The sequence below is a fragment of the Acetobacter fabarum genome, assembly GCF_011516925.1.
In the GTDB taxonomy this organism is placed as follows: Bacteria; Pseudomonadota; Alphaproteobacteria; order Acetobacterales; family Acetobacteraceae; genus Acetobacter; species Acetobacter fabarum.
In genome coordinates, this window is sequence record NZ_WOTG01000003.1 from 46,934 (window position 1) to 64,560 (window position 17,627).

Consider the following 17,627-nt stretch of genomic DNA (forward strand, 5'->3'; position numbering starts at 1 on the left):
AAGTGGCCTGTCCGGCTTACGATAAACCGGACAGGCCCCTTACTGCCTAACACATACAGTTGTTAGTGCGTTGCGGCACCTGCAACTTCTGGCAGGGCGTAGGCGATAATATAATCCCCTACATCTGGTGAGTGACTGGCCCCACCTGCAGAAATAACCACATATTCCCGCCCGGTTTTAGGGGAGCGGTAAATAAGGGGTGCGGCCACAGCCCCTACCGGCAGGCGCTGCTTCCACACTTCCTGCCCGGTCCGGGAGTTCAGGGCACGCAGGTAGTAGTCCTGTGTTCCGGCAAAAAAGACCAGACCAGAGGCAGTAGAGGTAGGCCCACCCAGCGTAGGCATGCCAATTGGCACCGGCAGATGGGTTTTAATGCCCAGCGGCCCAAGGTCTTCCACCGTACCCATAGGCACCTGCCAGACAATTTTTTTGGTGTGCAGGTCTATGGCTGTCATGGTGCCAAAAGGCGGCGTGTTGCACGGCACAGCCAGCGGGGACTGCAGAACGTCAATTTTAACCCCGCCATACGGTCCGGCCAGTTGAGGGCGGATAGTGCCCATGAACCCCGGCACCTCGTCTGTGGAGACCTTGAACTTGCGGGCATTTTCCCGCGTAACCAAGGACATCCGCAGCGGCATGCGCATGTCATTCACAAACATGAGCCCGCTGTTTTCATCCACCGAGATACCGCCCCAGTTCATGCCACCCAGCAGGCTAGGCCATTCGATGTACGGTTTTTCGCCCGGTGGGGTAAACGGCCCGGTATAAACCGAACTTTTGAACATGATCCGGCAATAAAGCTGGTCAAACGTGCTCACCCCCCACATGGCGCTCTCGCTCAGCGGGTCCGCACCAATGGTGGGCATGCCAACAGAAAACGGCTGGGTGGGGGAAAGGTGTTCGCCCTGCGCCGCGGGAGCTGTGGCAACCGGTGTTTCCACCACTTCAGTCACAGGCTTGCCTGTGCGCCGGTCGAGCACAAAAATATGCCCGGTCTTGGTCGTCTGGATCAGGGAGGGGATTTTCTCACCCTGTGCATTGGTCACATCATACAGCACCGGCTGTGAGGGCAGGTCATAATCCCACACATCATGGTGTATCAGTTGCGAGACCCAGCGGGTTTTCCCTGTAGCGGCATCCACGGCCACAACCGCAGCCCCGAAGCGGCCATTAGCAGCATTCCGGTCGCCACCCCAGTAATCAGGGGGGCCGTTACCGGTTGGCAGGTAAACAAGGTTGAGTTCCTTGTCGTATGTCGGCACCGTCCAGACATTGGGGGTGGAGAGCGTGTAGGTCTGATCGGGGGCGGGAGCCTGCGTGTTATCGGGGTTCCCCACATCCCACGCCCAGGCAAGGGAACCATCACGCACATCAAACGCCCGCACAACGCCTGAGGGTTCACCGGGCATGATGTCACGCACCCAGCCGCCAACAACCGCCAGATGCCCCATAACCACGGGGGCGGCTGTAGGGTGGTAGCGTTTGCTGTTTTCGGTTGGACCCATCTGTTTTTTAAGGTCCACAAACCCTGCATTGCCAAAGCCCGCACACACTGCACCGCTATGGGCATCCAGCGCAAACAGGCGTGCATCAATGGAGGATACCAGAATACGCTGGCGGCAGTCTGGTGCAGTGTAGCTAGCCTTCTGCTCCTGCGTCAGGCTGGTATCTGCATCCATGTCATAATACCCAACGCCGCGGCAGCTTACATGCTCGGCCGTGACAGCATTGGGGTTGAACTTCCAGATTTTCTGCCCTGTATCGGCATCTATGGCGGTAATCAGGTTTTCTGGCGTGCAGGAATACAGCACGTTCCCGATCTGCTGGGGCGTGTTCTCATCCGTGCCAAAAGCCCCTCCGCTTATACGGCGGCCGGTGCGGTACACCCACGCAACCTTAAGCTGGTTCACATTGGCGGGGGTAATCTGGCTATACGGCGCAAAGCGTGTGCCGCCAGCGCTCCGGCCATAGAACTCCCAGTCCTGCGGGGCATCTGGCGCACCAGCCTGCACCACCTTGGCGGCATCACTCAGCGCGTCAGGGTTGCTCAGTGTTCCATGCGGGAAAAACGCCAGAACCAGCGTACCCACCAAACCCGCCATAACGGCCAGACCGCCCCATGCACTCCACCGCCGTGCATCCGCCCGAACGGTGGGGAAGAGGGCTGCAAGCCACAGGCCAAAGGTCAGCAGTATGGCGGGCACAACCAGACGGGGCAGCAGCTCCCAGTAGCCAATCTGCGGGGCATCGTAAAAAGCCCACAGGCAGGTTACCGCAAACACGGCAATGGAGGCCGGCAGCGCACTGCGCTTACGCAGGAAAAACAGGGCCGCCAGCCCCACATAAGCCAGCCCCGCCAGCAGGTAGTACGCCGAGCCCCCAAGGACCAGCAATTGCCCGCCACCATAAGCCAGAACAAGCCCCACCCCTGCACTCAGCAATGCAAAGAGAACCCGGTATATATCGGCCCCTGTTATCCGGCGCTCAGTTTTGAATGGTTCATCCATTCCTTATTCTCCCAATTCCCTAAGTTCCCAAAGACCACATGGCTGCAGGCCAGCTAGCGCCGCCTTGAGCTGCCCACACCCTGCCGTTCCTGAGCAAAGACGGTGGTCTGTGTTCCATGACCTTGGATGCTGTCAATAATAATTCCGTATTTTACAAATCACGACTTGCCACGCACAAGAATATGACCCGGTTTTTCATACGAATTATACTGTATAAATCCGCCCTGTATCACGTTGAGGTGAGACACAGAGCACCCCGCGCGGTGCGTAAAGCCCGCTCATTCCCATGCTCTGCCCTGCTGTGGTCCTTACATGTTTTGCAAACCTTTGAATTATCAGACTTACTTGCATACTCCCACGTTAAAATGCCTCCATATTGCCCCCAAGCCATACTGGAAACATATGGGTTATAACAGCTTCATATATTGGACATTCCCACGGCATCGCGCGTTTAAATGATGCAACACCCCTGCGCGCAGGACCATTTTTTAAGGAATTTGCATCTACCATGACCTATACAGTTGGAATGTATCTGGCCGACCGTCTGGCTCAGATTGGCCTGAAACATCATTTTGCGGTCGCCGGGGATTACAATCTGGTCCTGCTCGACCAGCTCCTGCTCAACAAGGACATGCAGCAGATCTACTGCTGTAACGAACTGAACTGTGGCTTTAGCGCAGAAGGCTACGCCCGCGCGCACGGGGCTGCCGCAGCCGTGGTAACCTTTAGCGTTGGTGCCATTTCCGCCATGAACGCCATTGGCGGTGCCTATGCGGAAAACCTGCCCGTTATCCTGATCTCCGGCTCCCCCAACAGCAATGACTACGGCAGTGGCCACGTGCTGCACCACACGCTGGGCAACACGGATTACGGCTACCAGCTTGAAATGGTGCGCCACGTAACCTGCGCGGCCGAAAGCATTACAGACGCCGCCTCCGCCCCGGCCAAGATCGACCATGTCATCCGCACCGCGCTGCGTGAGCGTAAACCGGCGTATCTGGAGATCGCCTGCAACGTCTCCTCCGCAGAATGCGCACGCCCCGGCCCGGTTACGTCCCTGCTGGCAGAACTGACCCCCGACACCACAAGCCTGAATGCAGCCGTGGATGCCGCAGTCGCCCTGCTGGAAAAATCCGAACGGGCCGTCATGCTCGTTGGCACCAAGACCCGCTCTGCCCATGCACTGAGCGAAACAGAAGCACTGGCAGACCGTATTGGCTGCGCCGTGACCATTATGGCCGCCGCCAAAGGGCTGTTCCCCGAAGATCACGCCAGTTTCCGTGGCCTGTACTGGGGCGAAGTCTCTGCCCCCGGTGCGCAGGAACTGGTGGAAAAAGCCGATGCCGTGCTGTGCATCGCTCCCGTGTTCAATGACTACTCCACCGTTGGCTGGACCGCATGGCCCAAGGGTGAAAACGTGCTGGTGGCCGACCCCAACCGCGTAACCGTTGGCGGGCAGACCTTTGAGGGCTTTACCCTGCGTGAATTCCTGACCGCTCTGGCCAAAAAAGCTCCCCATCGCCCCGCCAGCGCGCGTGACACCCAATACACGCCCACCAAAATTGCGCCCGCCGCTCCGGATGCACGCCTGACAAATGACGAAATGACCCGTCAGATCAACGGCATGCTCACATCCAAAACCACGCTGGTGGCAGAAACGGGGGATTCCTGGTTCAACGCCATGCGCATGCATCTGCCACGCCATGCCCGCGTGGAAACAGAAATGCAGTGGGGCCATATTGGCTGGTCCGTGCCCTCCTCCTTTGGCAACGCCATGGGCTCGCAGGAACGCGAACACATTGTTATGGTGGGGGATGGCTCCTTCCAGCTCACCGCGCAGGAAGTCGCCCAGATGGTGCGCTACGAACTGCCGGTTATTATCTTCCTTGTAAACAACCGTGGCTACGTCATTGAAATTGCCATTCATGACGGCCCTTACAACTACATCAAGAACTGGGATTACGCCGGTCTGATGAACGTGTTCAACGCTGGCGAAGGCCATGGCCTTGGCATGACGGTTACAACCGGCGCAGAACTGGCAGAAGCCATTAAAAAGGCACAGGCCAACCACCGTGGCCCAACCATTATTGAATGCCAGATCGAACGCACGGACTGCACGGACATGCTGGTCCAGTGGGGCAAGCGCGTTGCGTCCGCCAATGCCCGCAAGCCGCACGTTTCATAACAAACAGCCTGATTTTTCCGTTCAGGAAACGCCCCGGATGCAGGTCCGGGGCGTTTTTTATACCCACACCCGCAGAACTCACCGAGACGTTATTTAAATCACGTTATCTTATAATAAGTTTTCAAAAAAATAATGTTACGCAAAGCCCAGTTCACCAGACCTTAAAAGGATTACTGGCCGCGGCATGTTCCGCACCACGCAACTGGCAAGAGTAAATTGGAAAACATATTTTTTTGAATGTGTTTTTCCAAAAAATCTTTGCATGAAAATACATTAGAAAAACACCATATGACCATAAAACCATCAGGACTGCTGGCTCTGGCCACATGGGGCTTTGCGACCTTTTGCCACGCCACGTCCGCACAGGCGCAAACACCTCCCCCCGCCCCTGCCAATTCCGCAGAGCTGGTTGAGCACGCTGTGCGCCAGAGCGATGAGCAATCCCTCCTGCCCGACCCCCATGTGCTGCAACGCCCGCTCAACTCCCCCCTGCCCCCCAGCGGTGTGCCTGTGGCCCCCTGGCCGGGCCTTGCAACCATGAACATTCCCAGCGTGAATGATTACGGCGCCAAAAAGCCGCACCATATCATGACCCTTGAGCCCCTGAGCCTGCATGAAGGGCCATCATGGCTCTTACCCTCCGAGGTGGACGCCCAGCGCCGCACGGACATGGAGGACCCCTACTACGTGCCCACAGCTGGCAGCAGCCACCTTATACCCCAGATCATGCCTTTCCGGACCCGCTTGCAGCAGAAGGGGTTTGCCTTTTCCTTTACCTACAAGGGGGAGGCCATGGGCAATATCAATGGCGGCATCAAACGGGGCATGGACTACGTGCATGAGCTGACATTGCAGATGAATTTTGATCTGGGCAAAATGGCCGGGCTGGAAGGCTGGTCAGTGCATACGCTGCTCATGAACCGCGCTGGCCGCGAAGTCTCGCACGATATGGTGGGCGAATATTATGTTAACCTCATGGAAGTTTATGGCCTTTCCGGGCATGTAGTGGCGCATCTGGTTGATCTGTACGCCGAAAAGCAGTTTCTCAACAACCGTATGGACATAACCTTTGGCCGCATGTCGCTCACGCATGTTTTTGCGACATCTCCACTGATCTGCTCCTTCATGGTCACCTGTTCGGCTCCCGTGGCGCTAAAGCTGGACCCCGGTTTTTCCGTTTACCCAAAAGCGACATGGGGGGCGCGTGTGCGCTTCCGCCCCACGCGGGACACCATGGTACAGCTCGGGACGTATCAGGTCTCCCCCCTCAACGGGAATCCCAGCGGGTGGTCCTGGGGGAGTGAGGATACGACAGGCATGATGCTGCCCATAGAATTTACCTGGCAACCCTTCCTGACCCGCAACCGCCTGCCCGGCCACTATGTTTTTGGTTATGCCCACGATACATCGCGCTACGCTGACCAACTGGGCAACAAACCCGCCAGCCTGTTAAGCCAGCCCGGCCGCGAACGCAGTGCACCCATGGATATTTTCTGGTTTGAAGGCGACCAGATGATCTACCGTATGGGGGGCCGCAACCAGATGGCAGGCGGCTACCTGATGGCGGGGTACATCCATAATACCCCCCATGTTTCAACCATTTCGGACGAGGCCTATGGCGGCCTCTCCTTTAACGGGCTTATACCCACCCGCCTGACGGATAGGCTGGGTATCCTGTATTCATGGTACCATGTGAGCGACCGCAAGCGGCTTGGGCAGATGTACGCACTGGATGCAGGTATGTCGCTTGGTGCGCAGGTCCGGGGGCCACAGACGGACTCCCATGTGATTGAAGCGTATTACGCCATTGACGCCATGCCCGGCGTGACCGTCCAGCCAGAATTTGAATACATGATCCGGCCGGGGGAAACATCACACATTCCCGATGCGGCTCTGGTGGGCCTTAAGGTTATTGCCAACCTGTAAGCCCGAATCTGTGGTGGAAAAGAGCTGTCAGTTTTCTGCCTGCGCCTTCTGCTCCGCCAGAGGCCATTCCTTGTCCAGAGTCTGCGGTCGCCCGGCATCATCCACGGCAACAAACACAAAGTTCCCGGATGTGACCTTCTGCCGGATATTGGTCCGCCGGATACGCCGCACGGATTCTGCACAGATGGTAATGGATGTACGCCCCACCTTGACGATGCGCGTGTAAACATTCAGCTCATCTCCCACGGCCATGGGATGATGAAAAACCATACCGTTAATAGCTACGGTTACGCATTTGCAGCCTGCAAACCCTTCCGCCGCAGTGCTGGCGGCAAGGTCCATCTGTGCGGCAACCCAGCCACCAAAAATATCACCCGCGGCATTTGTATCCCTGCGCATGGCCACAACCCGCACAGCCAGATGGGCATCTGTTGCCCAGTCACTTGGTTCGGTATTCCCCACGATCACCCCTTTTGCCTGCGCATGGTCCCTGCTTGAATGCTGGCACCATGTTTCTCCATTCCGGGCAAAACATACAGCGGAATCTGTGCGCGCCACCCATGCCTGTAGCAAACGTGAAAACCCGGGCAGCAACGCAGGCGAGAGCCTAGGGAGCGCAGGTGCCCAAAAACACACACTGATCACGCATTTGTTATATTGACCCCCGCAATATCATGGTCACAGAAGGAAAATTATTTTACACGAATCTACAGATTCGTTCATAATTAAGTCGAGAGAGGGAGGCCTATACAATGTACAGATATGCAGTTTCCTTTACGGACCAAACACATACCAATATCCGGGACACCATACTGCAAGCAAAGAGCAACAATGCTAGCAGCAATATTCAAGTCGCAACGAATGGTTCCGGCGAAGTTTACGCAAGCGACCTGAAAGAGGCCCGTGTTAACGCCAACGAAAAATTCGTGGATAAAACCGTTGAATCTGTCCTGAAAGAGAAAAACTCGGGGGCTTTTTACGCATAATCTGCATAGCAGAACTTACCGGAAACTCAGATTTACGATTTTTTTTATCATACTTTCCTAAAAATTATCATTACTTGATCAGGACATTATGGCGCTATGCCGCATACAGCGGTCATAATTGCCTTTGTGCACCCCGGCATCCCCCCTTCTCTCCACTCTACCAGCGCCCAGAGTCACACCGCTAAGCCACCAGCACACCGCAGGCTTGAACGCTCTATTATCTCTTCCCCTTGAGCATGCTGAAAAACCATCATTGCCATTTAGAGCAGACAATCAAAGGAAGAGTGCTCAAAAGCCTTATGAATACTCCCATATAAAGACCCACCACATCGTTAAAATTCATAATATTTTAACTTTTTCATAACCAGTTTATTCTGTGCGTATTTTTCCTCAAAATACGTCTGTTTTTTATAGATATCTGAACAGTTCTTTTCCATTGCATACGATAATTCGTTTTTTCTTTTCCGAGGCAGAGTGTTATCCCACTCCCCTGCCAGATACTGACAAAGATCTGCATCATGGAAAAACCCGGCAACATCATCTGGAAAATGGTCTTCAGCTTTTGCAATGACGGGTGAAAAAATCATGCCATATAAGAGTATAAGCAACAGTCTTTTCATGATCATGCGTCACCTCATTCTGGTTTATTGTCGGGCTTAAATGTGATGGCAAGAACAACCCGCAATTGTGCAGCACACACCATACCAACGATAGCGCATGGATTTTAAATAGCTTTTCCATTTCACCTAAAATCAATAAAGCACCAGACCAAGGTATATTCCCACCCCGGATCAGGACACCGAATTTTTTATGACCTCACAGCCCGTTTCCGACACACAGCGCCGTCTGGTCATGCTTTGCGCCGTGCTTGGCATTGTTCTGGGCGGACTGGATGGAGCGATTGCCAATATCGCACTCCCCACCATCGCCCATGACCTCCATTGTAGCGAGGCGCAGACGGTCTGGGTCGTCAATGTCTATCATCTGGCAGTTGCAGTCAGCCTGTTGCCCGTTGCCGCTCTGGCGGACTCACTGGGCCTGAAGCGGGTTTACGGGTTCGGGATCGCTCTGTTTACAGCAGCGTCCCTTGCCTGCGCCCTTGCGGGTTCGCTGGGCGCACTTATTACAGCGCGTGTCGTACAAGGCTTAGGAACAGCCTGTATGGCCGCACTAAGCGGCGCGCTGGTGCGCAGTGTGTACCCCAGAGCCATGCTGCATCAGGCTTTTGCCATTATTGCGTTAGCCGTTGCCATTTCTGCCGCTGTTGGGCCTACGCTGGCCGCAATGGTGCTGGCTGTTGCTCCTTGGCCGTGGCTGTTCCTGATCAACGTGCCGATTGGCATAATGGCAGTCGCTCTTTTTTTACGGGCAGCCCCCGCCAGCCCTCGCGCCCCGTTCTCGTTCGACTGGGTGGGCACACTGCTCAATATAGGTGCTCTGGGGTTAGGTATTCTTGGCGTTGATGCGCTGGGGCAGAAGGAAACCGGGCTGGCAACGCTTGAGATCGGGGCCGGTTTGCTTTGCGCCATTGCACTGTATAGCCAGCAGAAAAAGCTGCAAACGCCTATGCTGCCACTGGACCTGCTGGCTATTCCGCTGTTCTCGCTTTCAATCCTGACATCTATCTGCGCTTATGCCGCGCAGATTCTGGCGTATGTTGCACTGCCATTCCTGTTCCAGACAGTTATGCACCTTTCCGCCGTAACCACTGGCCTGCTTGTCACACCCTGGCCTGTGCTTGTTGCCATTGCCGCCCCTTTTGCAGGCCGACTGGCCACCCGGCATCCTGCCTCGGTTTTAAGCAGTATGGGGCTGGCACTTCTGGCAGCAGGGCTGGTAACTCTGAGCCTGATGCCAGCACAACCTGCCTTTTGGGACATATGCTGGCGAATGGCGCTTTGTGGCATTGGGTTTGGCTTTTACCAGACACCCAATAATCTGACAGTCATGACCTCTGGCCCGGCAACCCGCAGTGGTGCAGCCAGCGGGATGATGGCCGTTGCCCGCACACTGGGCTGGGCGCTGGGCTCCGCTCTGGTCGCCCTGATCTTCGGTTTTTCCCAAAGCAGTAGTGGCGCGGTACATTGCCTTGAACTGGCTGCAGGGTTTGCTCTTCTGGGTGCTGCATTGAGTGTCTCACGCCGGATTATTCGTCGGGAGGAAAAACCGTAAAAGACTGAAACGACAAAATACCTGTTTTGACAAACTCAAGGCTACAGAACAGAGGTTCAGAATAACTTTCGCACATACCGGGTTAGGACAGATAAAAAACGCCCAATATTGCCGCAGTTCTGCTGCGGCACTGCCGGTTCGGTTTCCATATCGACCCAACGGACATTACGAAAAACCATAACCAGTTTATAACCACTGCTGGACACAATCTGGCAGCTTATGCCGTGTTATTGCCTTTGGGAGACGGTAATTTTTCAGTGGGAGACATGGTTTAAACCGCAGAATACTGCGGCTCAGGAATGGTGGGCGCAACAGGGATTGAACCTGTGACCCCTACCATGTCAAGGTAGTGCTCTACCGCTGAGCTATGCGCCCATTCCTGATGTGTGTGGGCCTTTTATCCTCCTTGCCTTGCAAGCGCAAGCCCACAATAGTGGGAATATGAAAAATTTTGCGTCTTCTTTATTCCCACCCAGCCTGAAGCGGTTGTTTCAGCCTCAGCAGGACATGCAGGAAGAGAACACAGCCAACCGGCAGGCGGCCCCCAATCCGGTTCTGGTCTGCGGCACACCCGCAACCAGCCCCGTGGTGCTGGGCTCCCCCCATTCAGGGCATTTTTATCCGGAGGCGTTTATACGTATTGCCCGCCAGCCCCTAGACATCCTGCGTAGTGGTGAAGACAGCTTTGTGGATGAACTGGCCCTTGGTGCCCATAATCTGGGGCCACCGCTGCTGAGCGCCACCTTCCCCCGTGTGTTTTGCGATGTAAACCGCGCAGCATGGGACCTGGACAGCCGGATGTTCCATGGTGCCATTCCATCCTTTGTCGCACCCTCTGAGCGGGGGTTGGCGGGGCTGGGTTCCATACCCCGTATTGTTGCAGACCGCCGCCCCATTTACCGGCAACGCATCCCCTTTATGGAGGCCGCCTTACGCATCCGTCATTACTGGATGCCCTACCACGCTGCCCTGGCAGACCTGCTACAGGCCGCTCATACACGGCATGGCTTCTGCCTGTTGCTGGACCTGCATTCCATGCCCGATGCGCCACAAGCTGGCTCGCCCGACTTTGTGCTGGGGGATCGCTATGGCACATCCTGCACGCAACGCCTGACAGATCTGGCAGAGCAGACCTTGCAGGGGCTGGGGTTTAAAACCGCCCGGAACGCGCCATACGCAGGCGGGTATATTACGCGCCATTACGGCCGCCCCACCCAGAACATGCACGCCCTGCAAATAGAAATGCGGCGCGGCCTGTATATGGATGAAGCCACACACACACCGCATGATGGCTTTGCCACCTTGGCCGAAGCCCTGACCATTCTGGTCGCTCAGGTGCTGGCGCATTTTCCAGCGCAGGAAAAACCAGCCCATAATTCTGGCTGACATGCCCCCGCCAGATATTGAAAACAGGCCCACTCCACCACATCTGTGCAACCAGAACAGGCAGGGATGCACGCCCCCATCAGGTGTGGCATACACTGCCCATGTGCAGAGTTTATAAGAAGCAACAGGGCCAGTAGCATGACAGAAACAACCTCCAACGCCACGGCACATCAGGGAAGTGAAACACGCGAGTTCAGCGCCGAAGTAGGGCGGCTGCTCGACCTGGTTGTGCACTCACTGTATTCCGAGCGCGAAATCTTCCTGCGTGAACTGGTCGCCAACTCAGCGGACGCCACCGATCGCCGCCGCTTTGAAGCCCTGACCGATGCCGCACAGGCCCTGCCCGAAAATGCCAAGATCAGCATCAACCCCGACAAGGACGCCCGCCTGCTGACGATCAGCGATGACGGATCAGGCATGAGCCGGGATGAACTGGTTGCCAACCTTGGCACCATTGCCCGCTCCGGCACCCGTGCTTTTGGCCAGAAGCTTGAAACCGCCAAACCTGAAGACCGCCCAAGCCTGATTGGCCAGTTTGGCGTTGGTTTTTACGCGGCCTTCATGGTGGCGGACAAGGTGGATGTTGTCTCCCGCCGGGCCGGGTCGGATGAGGCATGGCGCTGGTCGTCCGATGGTAAAGGGGCCTACACGCTTGAACCCGCAACACGCGAAAAAGCGGGAACAGACATTACACTCCACATTAAATCCGATGCGGATGAATTTCTGGACCCATGGCGCCTGCAGGCCATTATTCGCAAATGGTCGGACCATATTGCATGGCCCGTGACCATCATGCGTGATGGCAAGGAAGAAGCCGCCAACGAAGGCACGGCCCTGTGGCGCAAGTCCCGCAATGATGTGACGGAAGAACAGCTGGAAGAGTTCTACCGCCATATTTCCCACAACTTTGATAAACCGTGGGATACGCTGCACTGGCGTGCAGAGGGCATGATGGAATTTTCCGCCCTGCTGTTCATCCCCTCCTCCCGCCCGTTCGAGTTTGGCGAGCAGACGCGTGAGAGCAAGGTGCGCCTGCATGTGCGCCGGATGTTCATTACCGATGATGCTGAAATCCTGCCCCCATGGCTGCGCTTTGTGCATGGTGTGGTGGATACGGAGGACCTGCCGCTCAATGTCTCACGCGAGATGTTGCAGGCAACCCCCGTTCTGGCCCGTATCCGCAAGGCCGTGACCACGAAGGTTGTGAACGAGCTGAAAACCCGCGCCAAGGACGCGCAGGCCTATGCAACGTTCTGGGACAACTTTGGCCCCGTGCTCAAGGAAGGTATGTGGGACGACCCCACCTATAAAACCGATGTGGCAGCCCTTAGCCGCTTCCGCTCCAGTGCCGTGGATACCCTGACCTCGCTGGACGATTACATAAGCCGTATGAAGCCCGAGCAGGACGCCATTTACTACGTAACAGGCGACAATGCAGACGTGCTGAATGCCTCCCCCCAGATTGAAGGCTTCAAGGCCCGTGGGGTGGAAGTGCTGCTGCTGTCCGACCCGGTGGATTCCTTCTGGCCGGAACGGCTTGGCACATATGAAGGCAAAAGCCTGCGCAATGTGGCACAGGGCCTGAATGACCTTGAAAAATTTGGGGCCCCTGAAGCCAGCACCGCCGAAAAAGCGGATATGGACACCCTGCTGCCAGCCCTGAAAACCGCTCTGGCGGATGCTGTATCCGACATCCGGGCAACGGATCGTCTGGTTTCCAGCGCCATGGTGCTGAGTGCGCCAGAAGGCGGGCCGGACCTGCAACTGCGCAAGCTCATGCAGCGGAGCGGGCAGGACATTCCGGACGTAACCCCTGTGCTGGAGCTTAACCCTGCACACCCCATTATCCACTCTCTGGCCCAAAAGGTGCAGGCCGGGGATAACATTGATACGCTGGCCCATATCCTGCTTGATGTTGCCAGCATCCAGAATGGTGAAACACCAAAGGATGTTAACGCCTTTTCCCGCCGGATCATGGATTATCTGGCCGGTGGCACGCAGGACGCCAACGCACAGTAACGTCACGCTGACCAACCGTAAGGGAGCGCGCTCCCTTACGCCCACAAACCAGAACGGCTGGAGCAAAGGCTCCAGCCGTTCTGGTTTTCAGGGCTTTTCAGTTTGCTTCACCGCATTCCACACGGCGTCCAGCTTCTCCACGCTCTGGTCCTGCATGCTCAGGCCATCCTGCGCCAGACGGGCTTCCACCGCCTCGAACCGGCGGGTAAACTTGTCACAGGCCTGCCGCAGGCAGGCTTCCGGGTCCAGCTTCAGGCGGCGTGCAAGACTGGCGACAGAAAATAGGACATCACCCAGTTCATCCTGCATTTTTTCCCGGTCATTCTTCTGCATTTCCACCGCAAACTCGTTTATTTCCTCATGCACCTTGTCCAGCACACCGGAGACATCGGGCCAGTCAAACCCGACACGGGCCGCGCGGGATGCCAGTTTGGAAGCCCGCAGCAGAGCGGGCAGAACAGGCGGCACACCCGCCAGCGCACCGGGGCGCTGCGCTGCCTGCCCCCCGGATTGGGCCAGACGTTTGCGCTCCTGCTCCTTGATTGCCTCCCACTGCCCCGGCATGGCACGTGCGGACAGTTCAGCCGCTACGGGCTGGGGTTGAGCGGCATTCCCCAGCACGTCCTTGCCAAAGGTAACGTGCGGGTGCCGACGGATCATTTTTTCCGTAACAATTTCCGCCACATCGGCAAAAGCGAATTTCCCTTCCTCTTCCGCCAGTTGCGCCTGATAGACCACCTGCAACAGAAGATCCCCCAGTTCATCGGGGAAAGCCTGCCAGTCCTGCCGCTGAATAGCATCGAGCACCTCATAGGCCTCTTCAATGGCATAGGGGGCTATGGTCTGATGTGTCTGCTCGCGGTCCCACGGGCAGCCTTCCTCCGGGTCGCGCAGGCGCGCCATAAGAGCAAGCAGCCGCTCAATATTCTGCGCGGCCTTGTGCCGGTTCTGCACGGCATCCACAGGGGAGGTTGCGGGGGTTTGTGCTCTGCTGGTCATGCTCTCTGCCTGTTCTGGTGGCCTGCCGCGCGGGCAGCGCGGGACTTTATGTGTTAAACATTGTGCCATAATCCTGTGCCGCGTCTATGCGCTTGCAGGCAGAAAGCCTAACCTACCGCCAGAATCAGAAGAGGAAGGCATGACACAGAAACCCGTTATCTTCATTGATGGCGAAGCAGGCACCACAGGGCTGGAAATACGCGAGCGCCTCTCGGCCCTGCCTGTTACGCTGTTTTCAATCGACCCCGCCCGGCGTAAGGACCCGGCTGCCCGCAAGGACGCCATGGCCGCAGCCGATCTGGTTGTTCTGTGCCTGCCAGACGATGCCTCGCGCGAGGCCGTGCATATGGCAGCAACTCTGGGTGATGCCGCCCCCCGCCTGCTGGATGCCAGCACCGCTTACCGCACGGACCCGGCATGGATTTACGGCTTTCCCGAACTGGCAAAAGGTCAGGACCGGGCCATTGCCAGCGCACTGCGTGTGTCCAACCCCGGCTGCTACCCCACGGGGGCCATTGCCCTGCTCCGCCCACTGGTAGATGCCGGGGTGCTGGATGCCCGCTACCCGGTATGCATTAACGCGGTTAGTGGATACTCCGGGGGTGGCCGCAGCATGATTGAGGCGCACGAGCATGAAGGCGGGCCAGCATTTGAGCTGTATGGGCTCAGTCTGGAACACAAGCATGTGCCCGAAATCCACCAGCACGCCAACCTTACGCGGCGTCCGGTTTTTGTGCCTTCGGTCGGACATTTTGCGCGGGGAATGATTGTTTCCATCCCCTTGCACCTGGATGACCTGAAAGGCCATATAACCGGGAGTGATCTGCACACCATTCTGCACGAACACTATGCCGGACAGGCCCATGTGCGGGTTATGCCGCACGAACCCAAACTCTCGGCCGAAGCTTTGGCTGGGAGCGACAACATGGAACTGCGTGTGCATGCCAGCACCCAGAACAGGCAGGCCCTGCTAACGGCTCGGCTGGATAATCTGGGCAAAGGTGCATCTGGCGCTGCATTACAGAACATCAGCCTGATGCTGGGTTTGAACGACGCCTGAAAACAGGCATGAATTTTGAAAGGTTTTAACGATCATGAGCAATCGAGTTGCTATTGTAACCGGTGGTAGCCGGGGCATTGGAGCCGCCATTGCAGAAGCTCTGGCAAAAGATGGGTACGATATTGCCATTTCCTATTCCAGCAGTTCGGGTGCTGCTGAAAAGGTAGCGGAAAAAATCCGCGCCATGGGCCGCAAGGCGCTGACCATTAAAGCCAACAGCACGACAGTTGAAGGCAACCGTGAGGTCATTGCCGAAACCATTATTGCCTTTGGCCGCATTGACGCACTTGTATGCAATGCGGGCACATACCCCTACGGCCCGATTGATGAAATGACGGTCGCACAGATTGAAAATATTCTGAACCTGAATGTGCGTGCCGTTATGGTGGAAACCATGGAAGCCGTAAAACACATGAAGGAAGGCGGGCGGATTATTTACATCGGCTCCGCTTTTGGTGCACGCGCGCCTTTCCCCGGCATTTCGCTTTATGCTGCCACAAAGGCGGCCCTGCGCGGTTTTGCCAAAGGCGTAGCACGCGACCTGGGGAGCCGTGGCATTACGGCCAACGTGATCGAACCCGGCCCGATCCACACCGACATGAACCCAGAAGATGGGGAAGGTGCTGCCCTGATAAGCAGTTTTGTTGCAACCGGTGCTTACGGCAAGGTGGATGACATTGCCGCCATGGCTGCTTTTCTAGCAAGCCCCAAGGCATCCTACATTACAGGTGCCGCCCTGCCGGTTGATGGCGGACTGGAAGCCTGATCAAACCCGTTATTCCTTAAACCTCCATAAGGAATAATGGATTTTATAACCCACCTCTATGCCCTACGCATGGAGGTGGGTTTTTTACGTACCCATAAAACAAAACAGCCTGCATACCAGAGGTATGCAGGCTATTCCTTTGTGAGACTTCCCTGATGCTCGAATTACAGGCTAGGGAAACATCCTTCTTATAACAGAAAATGCTATTATATAAAACGATAAATACAAAAAAGGCACAAAAAATATAATAGCCTCCAGATCTCCCATCATCGTCAGAACTCCCCTTCCGAGACAGACGCATCTGCCTGCGCATCAAACAGGACGCCACCGGCGGCTGCGACCAGAATAATCATGACCGTGCCAACCGCCCATGCAAAATACCAAGGCCCCTGGTCACCCACAAAAACGGCAAACAGAAGAGCCACTACCAGAGCCAGACCCAGCCCCGCAAAACGCAGCAATGTGATCATGCGCCCTCTCCTTTTCAGTAACTATGCGTATCTTTGATGATATCCGCCGTGTGAACTTTCCCGCGCATAACGTAATAGCACCAGGATGTGTAACACAGGATCAGCGGCACAAAGATCAGGGCCACGGCCAGCATGCAGGTCAGGCCGTACTGGCTGGCTGAACTGTTCCAGATTGTCAGGCTCTGGTCCGGGCGTGTGGTGGACGGCATGAAGAACGGGAACATGGCGGCCGCAACCGTACCAATTGTACCCACCCAGGAGCCAAGGCCCATCCACCAGGCCACATGGGAGCGGTTAGCCAGCACAAGCATGACACCGGCCAGCATGCTCACCACACCGAGCACAGGCAGCAGCCACAAAACGGGGTGTGCTGCATAGTTGTGCAGCCAAGCCCCTACCTGCACACTTACCTGCTGCCCCTGCATGGGGTTTGCTGGCATGGCAGGGTTCCCTTGCTCAAGCACAAAACCCGGCATGCCGCGAATCCATACGCCACCGGCAAGGAACAGAGCAACTGCGGCAAGCCCTGCACGGCTGGCATAGCGCCGCGCCCGGTCGTGAATGGGGTTCTCAGAGCGGATCATCAGCATGACACCGCCTTGCATAACACTCAGGCAGACCGCCATAAGGCCGCACAGAATGGCAAAGGGGTTAAGCAGATAAGCCAGGAAAGACCCATCCTGAAAATACTGCCCGGTCCAGTTAAAGTGGTACCCCACACCTTGCAGAATATTGCCAAAAGCTGCGCCGTAAACAAACATGGGCAGGAAGCCCGAAACCAGAAAAACCCAGTCCCAGCTTGCACGCCACAGGCGGGCATCCACCTTGGAGCGGTATTCAAAAGCTACGGGCCGTAAGATCATGCTGAACAGCAGCAGGATCATAACCACATAAAACACCGAAAAAGACGTGGCATATAGCGTGGGAAACGCCGCAAAAATGGCGCCACCGCCCAGAATGAACCAGACCTGATTACCATCCCAGTGCGGGCCAATGATGTTGAGCGCAGTGCGGCGCTCCCCATCCGTGCGCCCGACAAAGCGCAACAGGGTGCCTACCCCCATGTCCATGCCCACCATCAGGCCAAGCCCGATCAGCAGCACGCATAAAAGGCCAGCCCATATAAGCTTGAGAACAACATAAATATCCAT

Annotated in this window: 14 protein-coding genes and 1 tRNA gene; 8 read left to right on the plus strand and 7 right to left on the minus strand. The window is 56.4% G+C overall.

Features of this window, described 5'->3' with window-relative positions:
* Nucleotides 1–62 precede the first annotated feature (62 nt).
* Nucleotides 63–2,507 carry a membrane-bound PQQ-dependent dehydrogenase, glucose/quinate/shikimate family gene (locus tag GOB83_RS05875; RefSeq protein ID WP_165925523.1) on the minus strand — a complete coding sequence of 815 codons (2,445 nt, stop codon included), beginning with the start codon at nucleotides 2,505–2,507 and terminating at the stop codon, nucleotides 63–65.
* 508 nt (nucleotides 2,508–3,015) lie between these two features.
* Between GOB83_RS05875 and GOB83_RS05880 the strand changes: the two genes are divergently transcribed.
* A complete protein-coding gene (locus GOB83_RS05880) occupies nucleotides 3,016–4,692 on the plus strand; it encodes an alpha-keto acid decarboxylase family protein (RefSeq protein ID WP_165925524.1) in 1,677 nt (558 codons plus the stop codon).
* A gap of 288 nt (nucleotides 4,693–4,980) precedes the next feature.
* Nucleotides 4,981–6,618, plus strand: a complete 1,638-nt coding sequence (locus tag GOB83_RS05885; RefSeq protein ID WP_165925525.1) for a carbohydrate porin — start codon at nucleotides 4,981–4,983, stop codon at nucleotides 6,616–6,618.
* Between the two features lie 27 nt (nucleotides 6,619–6,645).
* On the opposite strand, the gene GOB83_RS05890 is transcribed toward GOB83_RS05885, so the two are convergent.
* Nucleotides 6,646–7,017: an acyl-CoA thioesterase gene (locus GOB83_RS05890; protein ID WP_086646398.1), complete on the minus strand. Its 372-nt coding sequence runs from the start codon at nucleotides 7,015–7,017 to the stop codon at nucleotides 6,646–6,648.
* A gap of 353 nt (nucleotides 7,018–7,370) precedes the next feature.
* Between GOB83_RS05890 and GOB83_RS05895 the strand changes: the two genes are divergently transcribed.
* Complete coding sequence (locus GOB83_RS05895; protein ID WP_086646279.1) at nucleotides 7,371–7,604, plus strand: hypothetical protein; 234 nt, start codon at nucleotides 7,371–7,373, stop codon at nucleotides 7,602–7,604.
* Between the two features lie 332 nt (nucleotides 7,605–7,936).
* On the opposite strand, the gene GOB83_RS05900 is transcribed toward GOB83_RS05895, so the two are convergent.
* Nucleotides 7,937–8,230 (minus strand): hypothetical protein, encoded by a 294-nt coding sequence (locus GOB83_RS05900; RefSeq protein ID WP_165925526.1) that lies wholly within the window; start codon nucleotides 8,228–8,230, stop codon nucleotides 7,937–7,939.
* 184 nt (nucleotides 8,231–8,414) lie between these two features.
* Here GOB83_RS05900 and GOB83_RS05905 point away from each other — a divergent pair, with 184 nt between their 5' ends.
* Nucleotides 8,415–9,776: an MFS transporter gene (locus tag GOB83_RS05905; protein WP_165925527.1), complete on the plus strand. Its 1,362-nt coding sequence runs from the start codon at nucleotides 8,415–8,417 to the stop codon at nucleotides 9,774–9,776.
* A gap of 300 nt (nucleotides 9,777–10,076) precedes the next feature.
* Here the strand turns inward: GOB83_RS05905 and GOB83_RS05910 are convergent.
* Nucleotides 10,077–10,151, minus strand: a tRNA-Val gene (locus GOB83_RS05910).
* Between the two features lie 66 nt (nucleotides 10,152–10,217).
* On the opposite strand from GOB83_RS05910, the gene GOB83_RS05915 reads away from it, so the two are divergent.
* Both GOB83_RS05915 and htpG read left to right on the plus strand, forming a co-directional pair.
* Nucleotides 10,218–11,162, plus strand: a complete 945-nt coding sequence (locus GOB83_RS05915; RefSeq protein WP_086646283.1) for an N-formylglutamate amidohydrolase — start codon at nucleotides 10,218–10,220, stop codon at nucleotides 11,160–11,162.
* Between the two features lie 138 nt (nucleotides 11,163–11,300).
* Nucleotides 11,301–13,181: a molecular chaperone HtpG gene (htpG, locus tag GOB83_RS05920; RefSeq protein WP_095349621.1), complete on the plus strand. Its 1,881-nt coding sequence runs from the start codon at nucleotides 11,301–11,303 to the stop codon at nucleotides 13,179–13,181.
* 87 nt (nucleotides 13,182–13,268) lie between these two features.
* Here htpG and mazG read toward each other — a convergent pair whose 3' ends face one another.
* Nucleotides 13,269–14,180, minus strand: coding sequence for a nucleoside triphosphate pyrophosphohydrolase (gene mazG / locus GOB83_RS05925; protein WP_242005751.1), 912 nt, complete (start codon nucleotides 14,178–14,180; stop codon nucleotides 13,269–13,271).
* A gap of 139 nt (nucleotides 14,181–14,319) precedes the next feature.
* On the opposite strand from mazG, the gene argC reads away from it, so the two are divergent.
* Both argC and GOB83_RS05935 read left to right on the plus strand, forming a co-directional pair.
* A complete protein-coding gene (argC, locus tag GOB83_RS05930; protein ID WP_165925529.1) occupies nucleotides 14,320–15,240 on the plus strand; it encodes an N-acetyl-gamma-glutamyl-phosphate reductase in 921 nt (306 codons plus the stop codon).
* 34 nt (nucleotides 15,241–15,274) lie between these two features.
* Nucleotides 15,275–16,006, plus strand: coding sequence for an SDR family NAD(P)-dependent oxidoreductase (locus tag GOB83_RS05935; protein ID WP_086646287.1), 732 nt, complete (start codon nucleotides 15,275–15,277; stop codon nucleotides 16,004–16,006).
* 272 nt (nucleotides 16,007–16,278) lie between these two features.
* Here the strand turns inward: GOB83_RS05935 and GOB83_RS05940 are convergent, their stop codons facing one another.
* Both GOB83_RS05940 and cydB read right to left on the minus strand, forming a co-directional pair.
* Nucleotides 16,279–16,476: a hypothetical protein gene (locus GOB83_RS05940; protein WP_165925530.1), complete on the minus strand. Its 198-nt coding sequence runs from the start codon at nucleotides 16,474–16,476 to the stop codon at nucleotides 16,279–16,281.
* 14 nt (nucleotides 16,477–16,490) lie between these two features.
* Nucleotides 16,491–17,627 carry a cytochrome d ubiquinol oxidase subunit II gene (gene cydB, locus GOB83_RS05945; RefSeq protein WP_086646288.1) on the minus strand — a complete coding sequence of 379 codons (1,137 nt, stop codon included), beginning with the start codon at nucleotides 17,625–17,627 and terminating at the stop codon, nucleotides 16,491–16,493.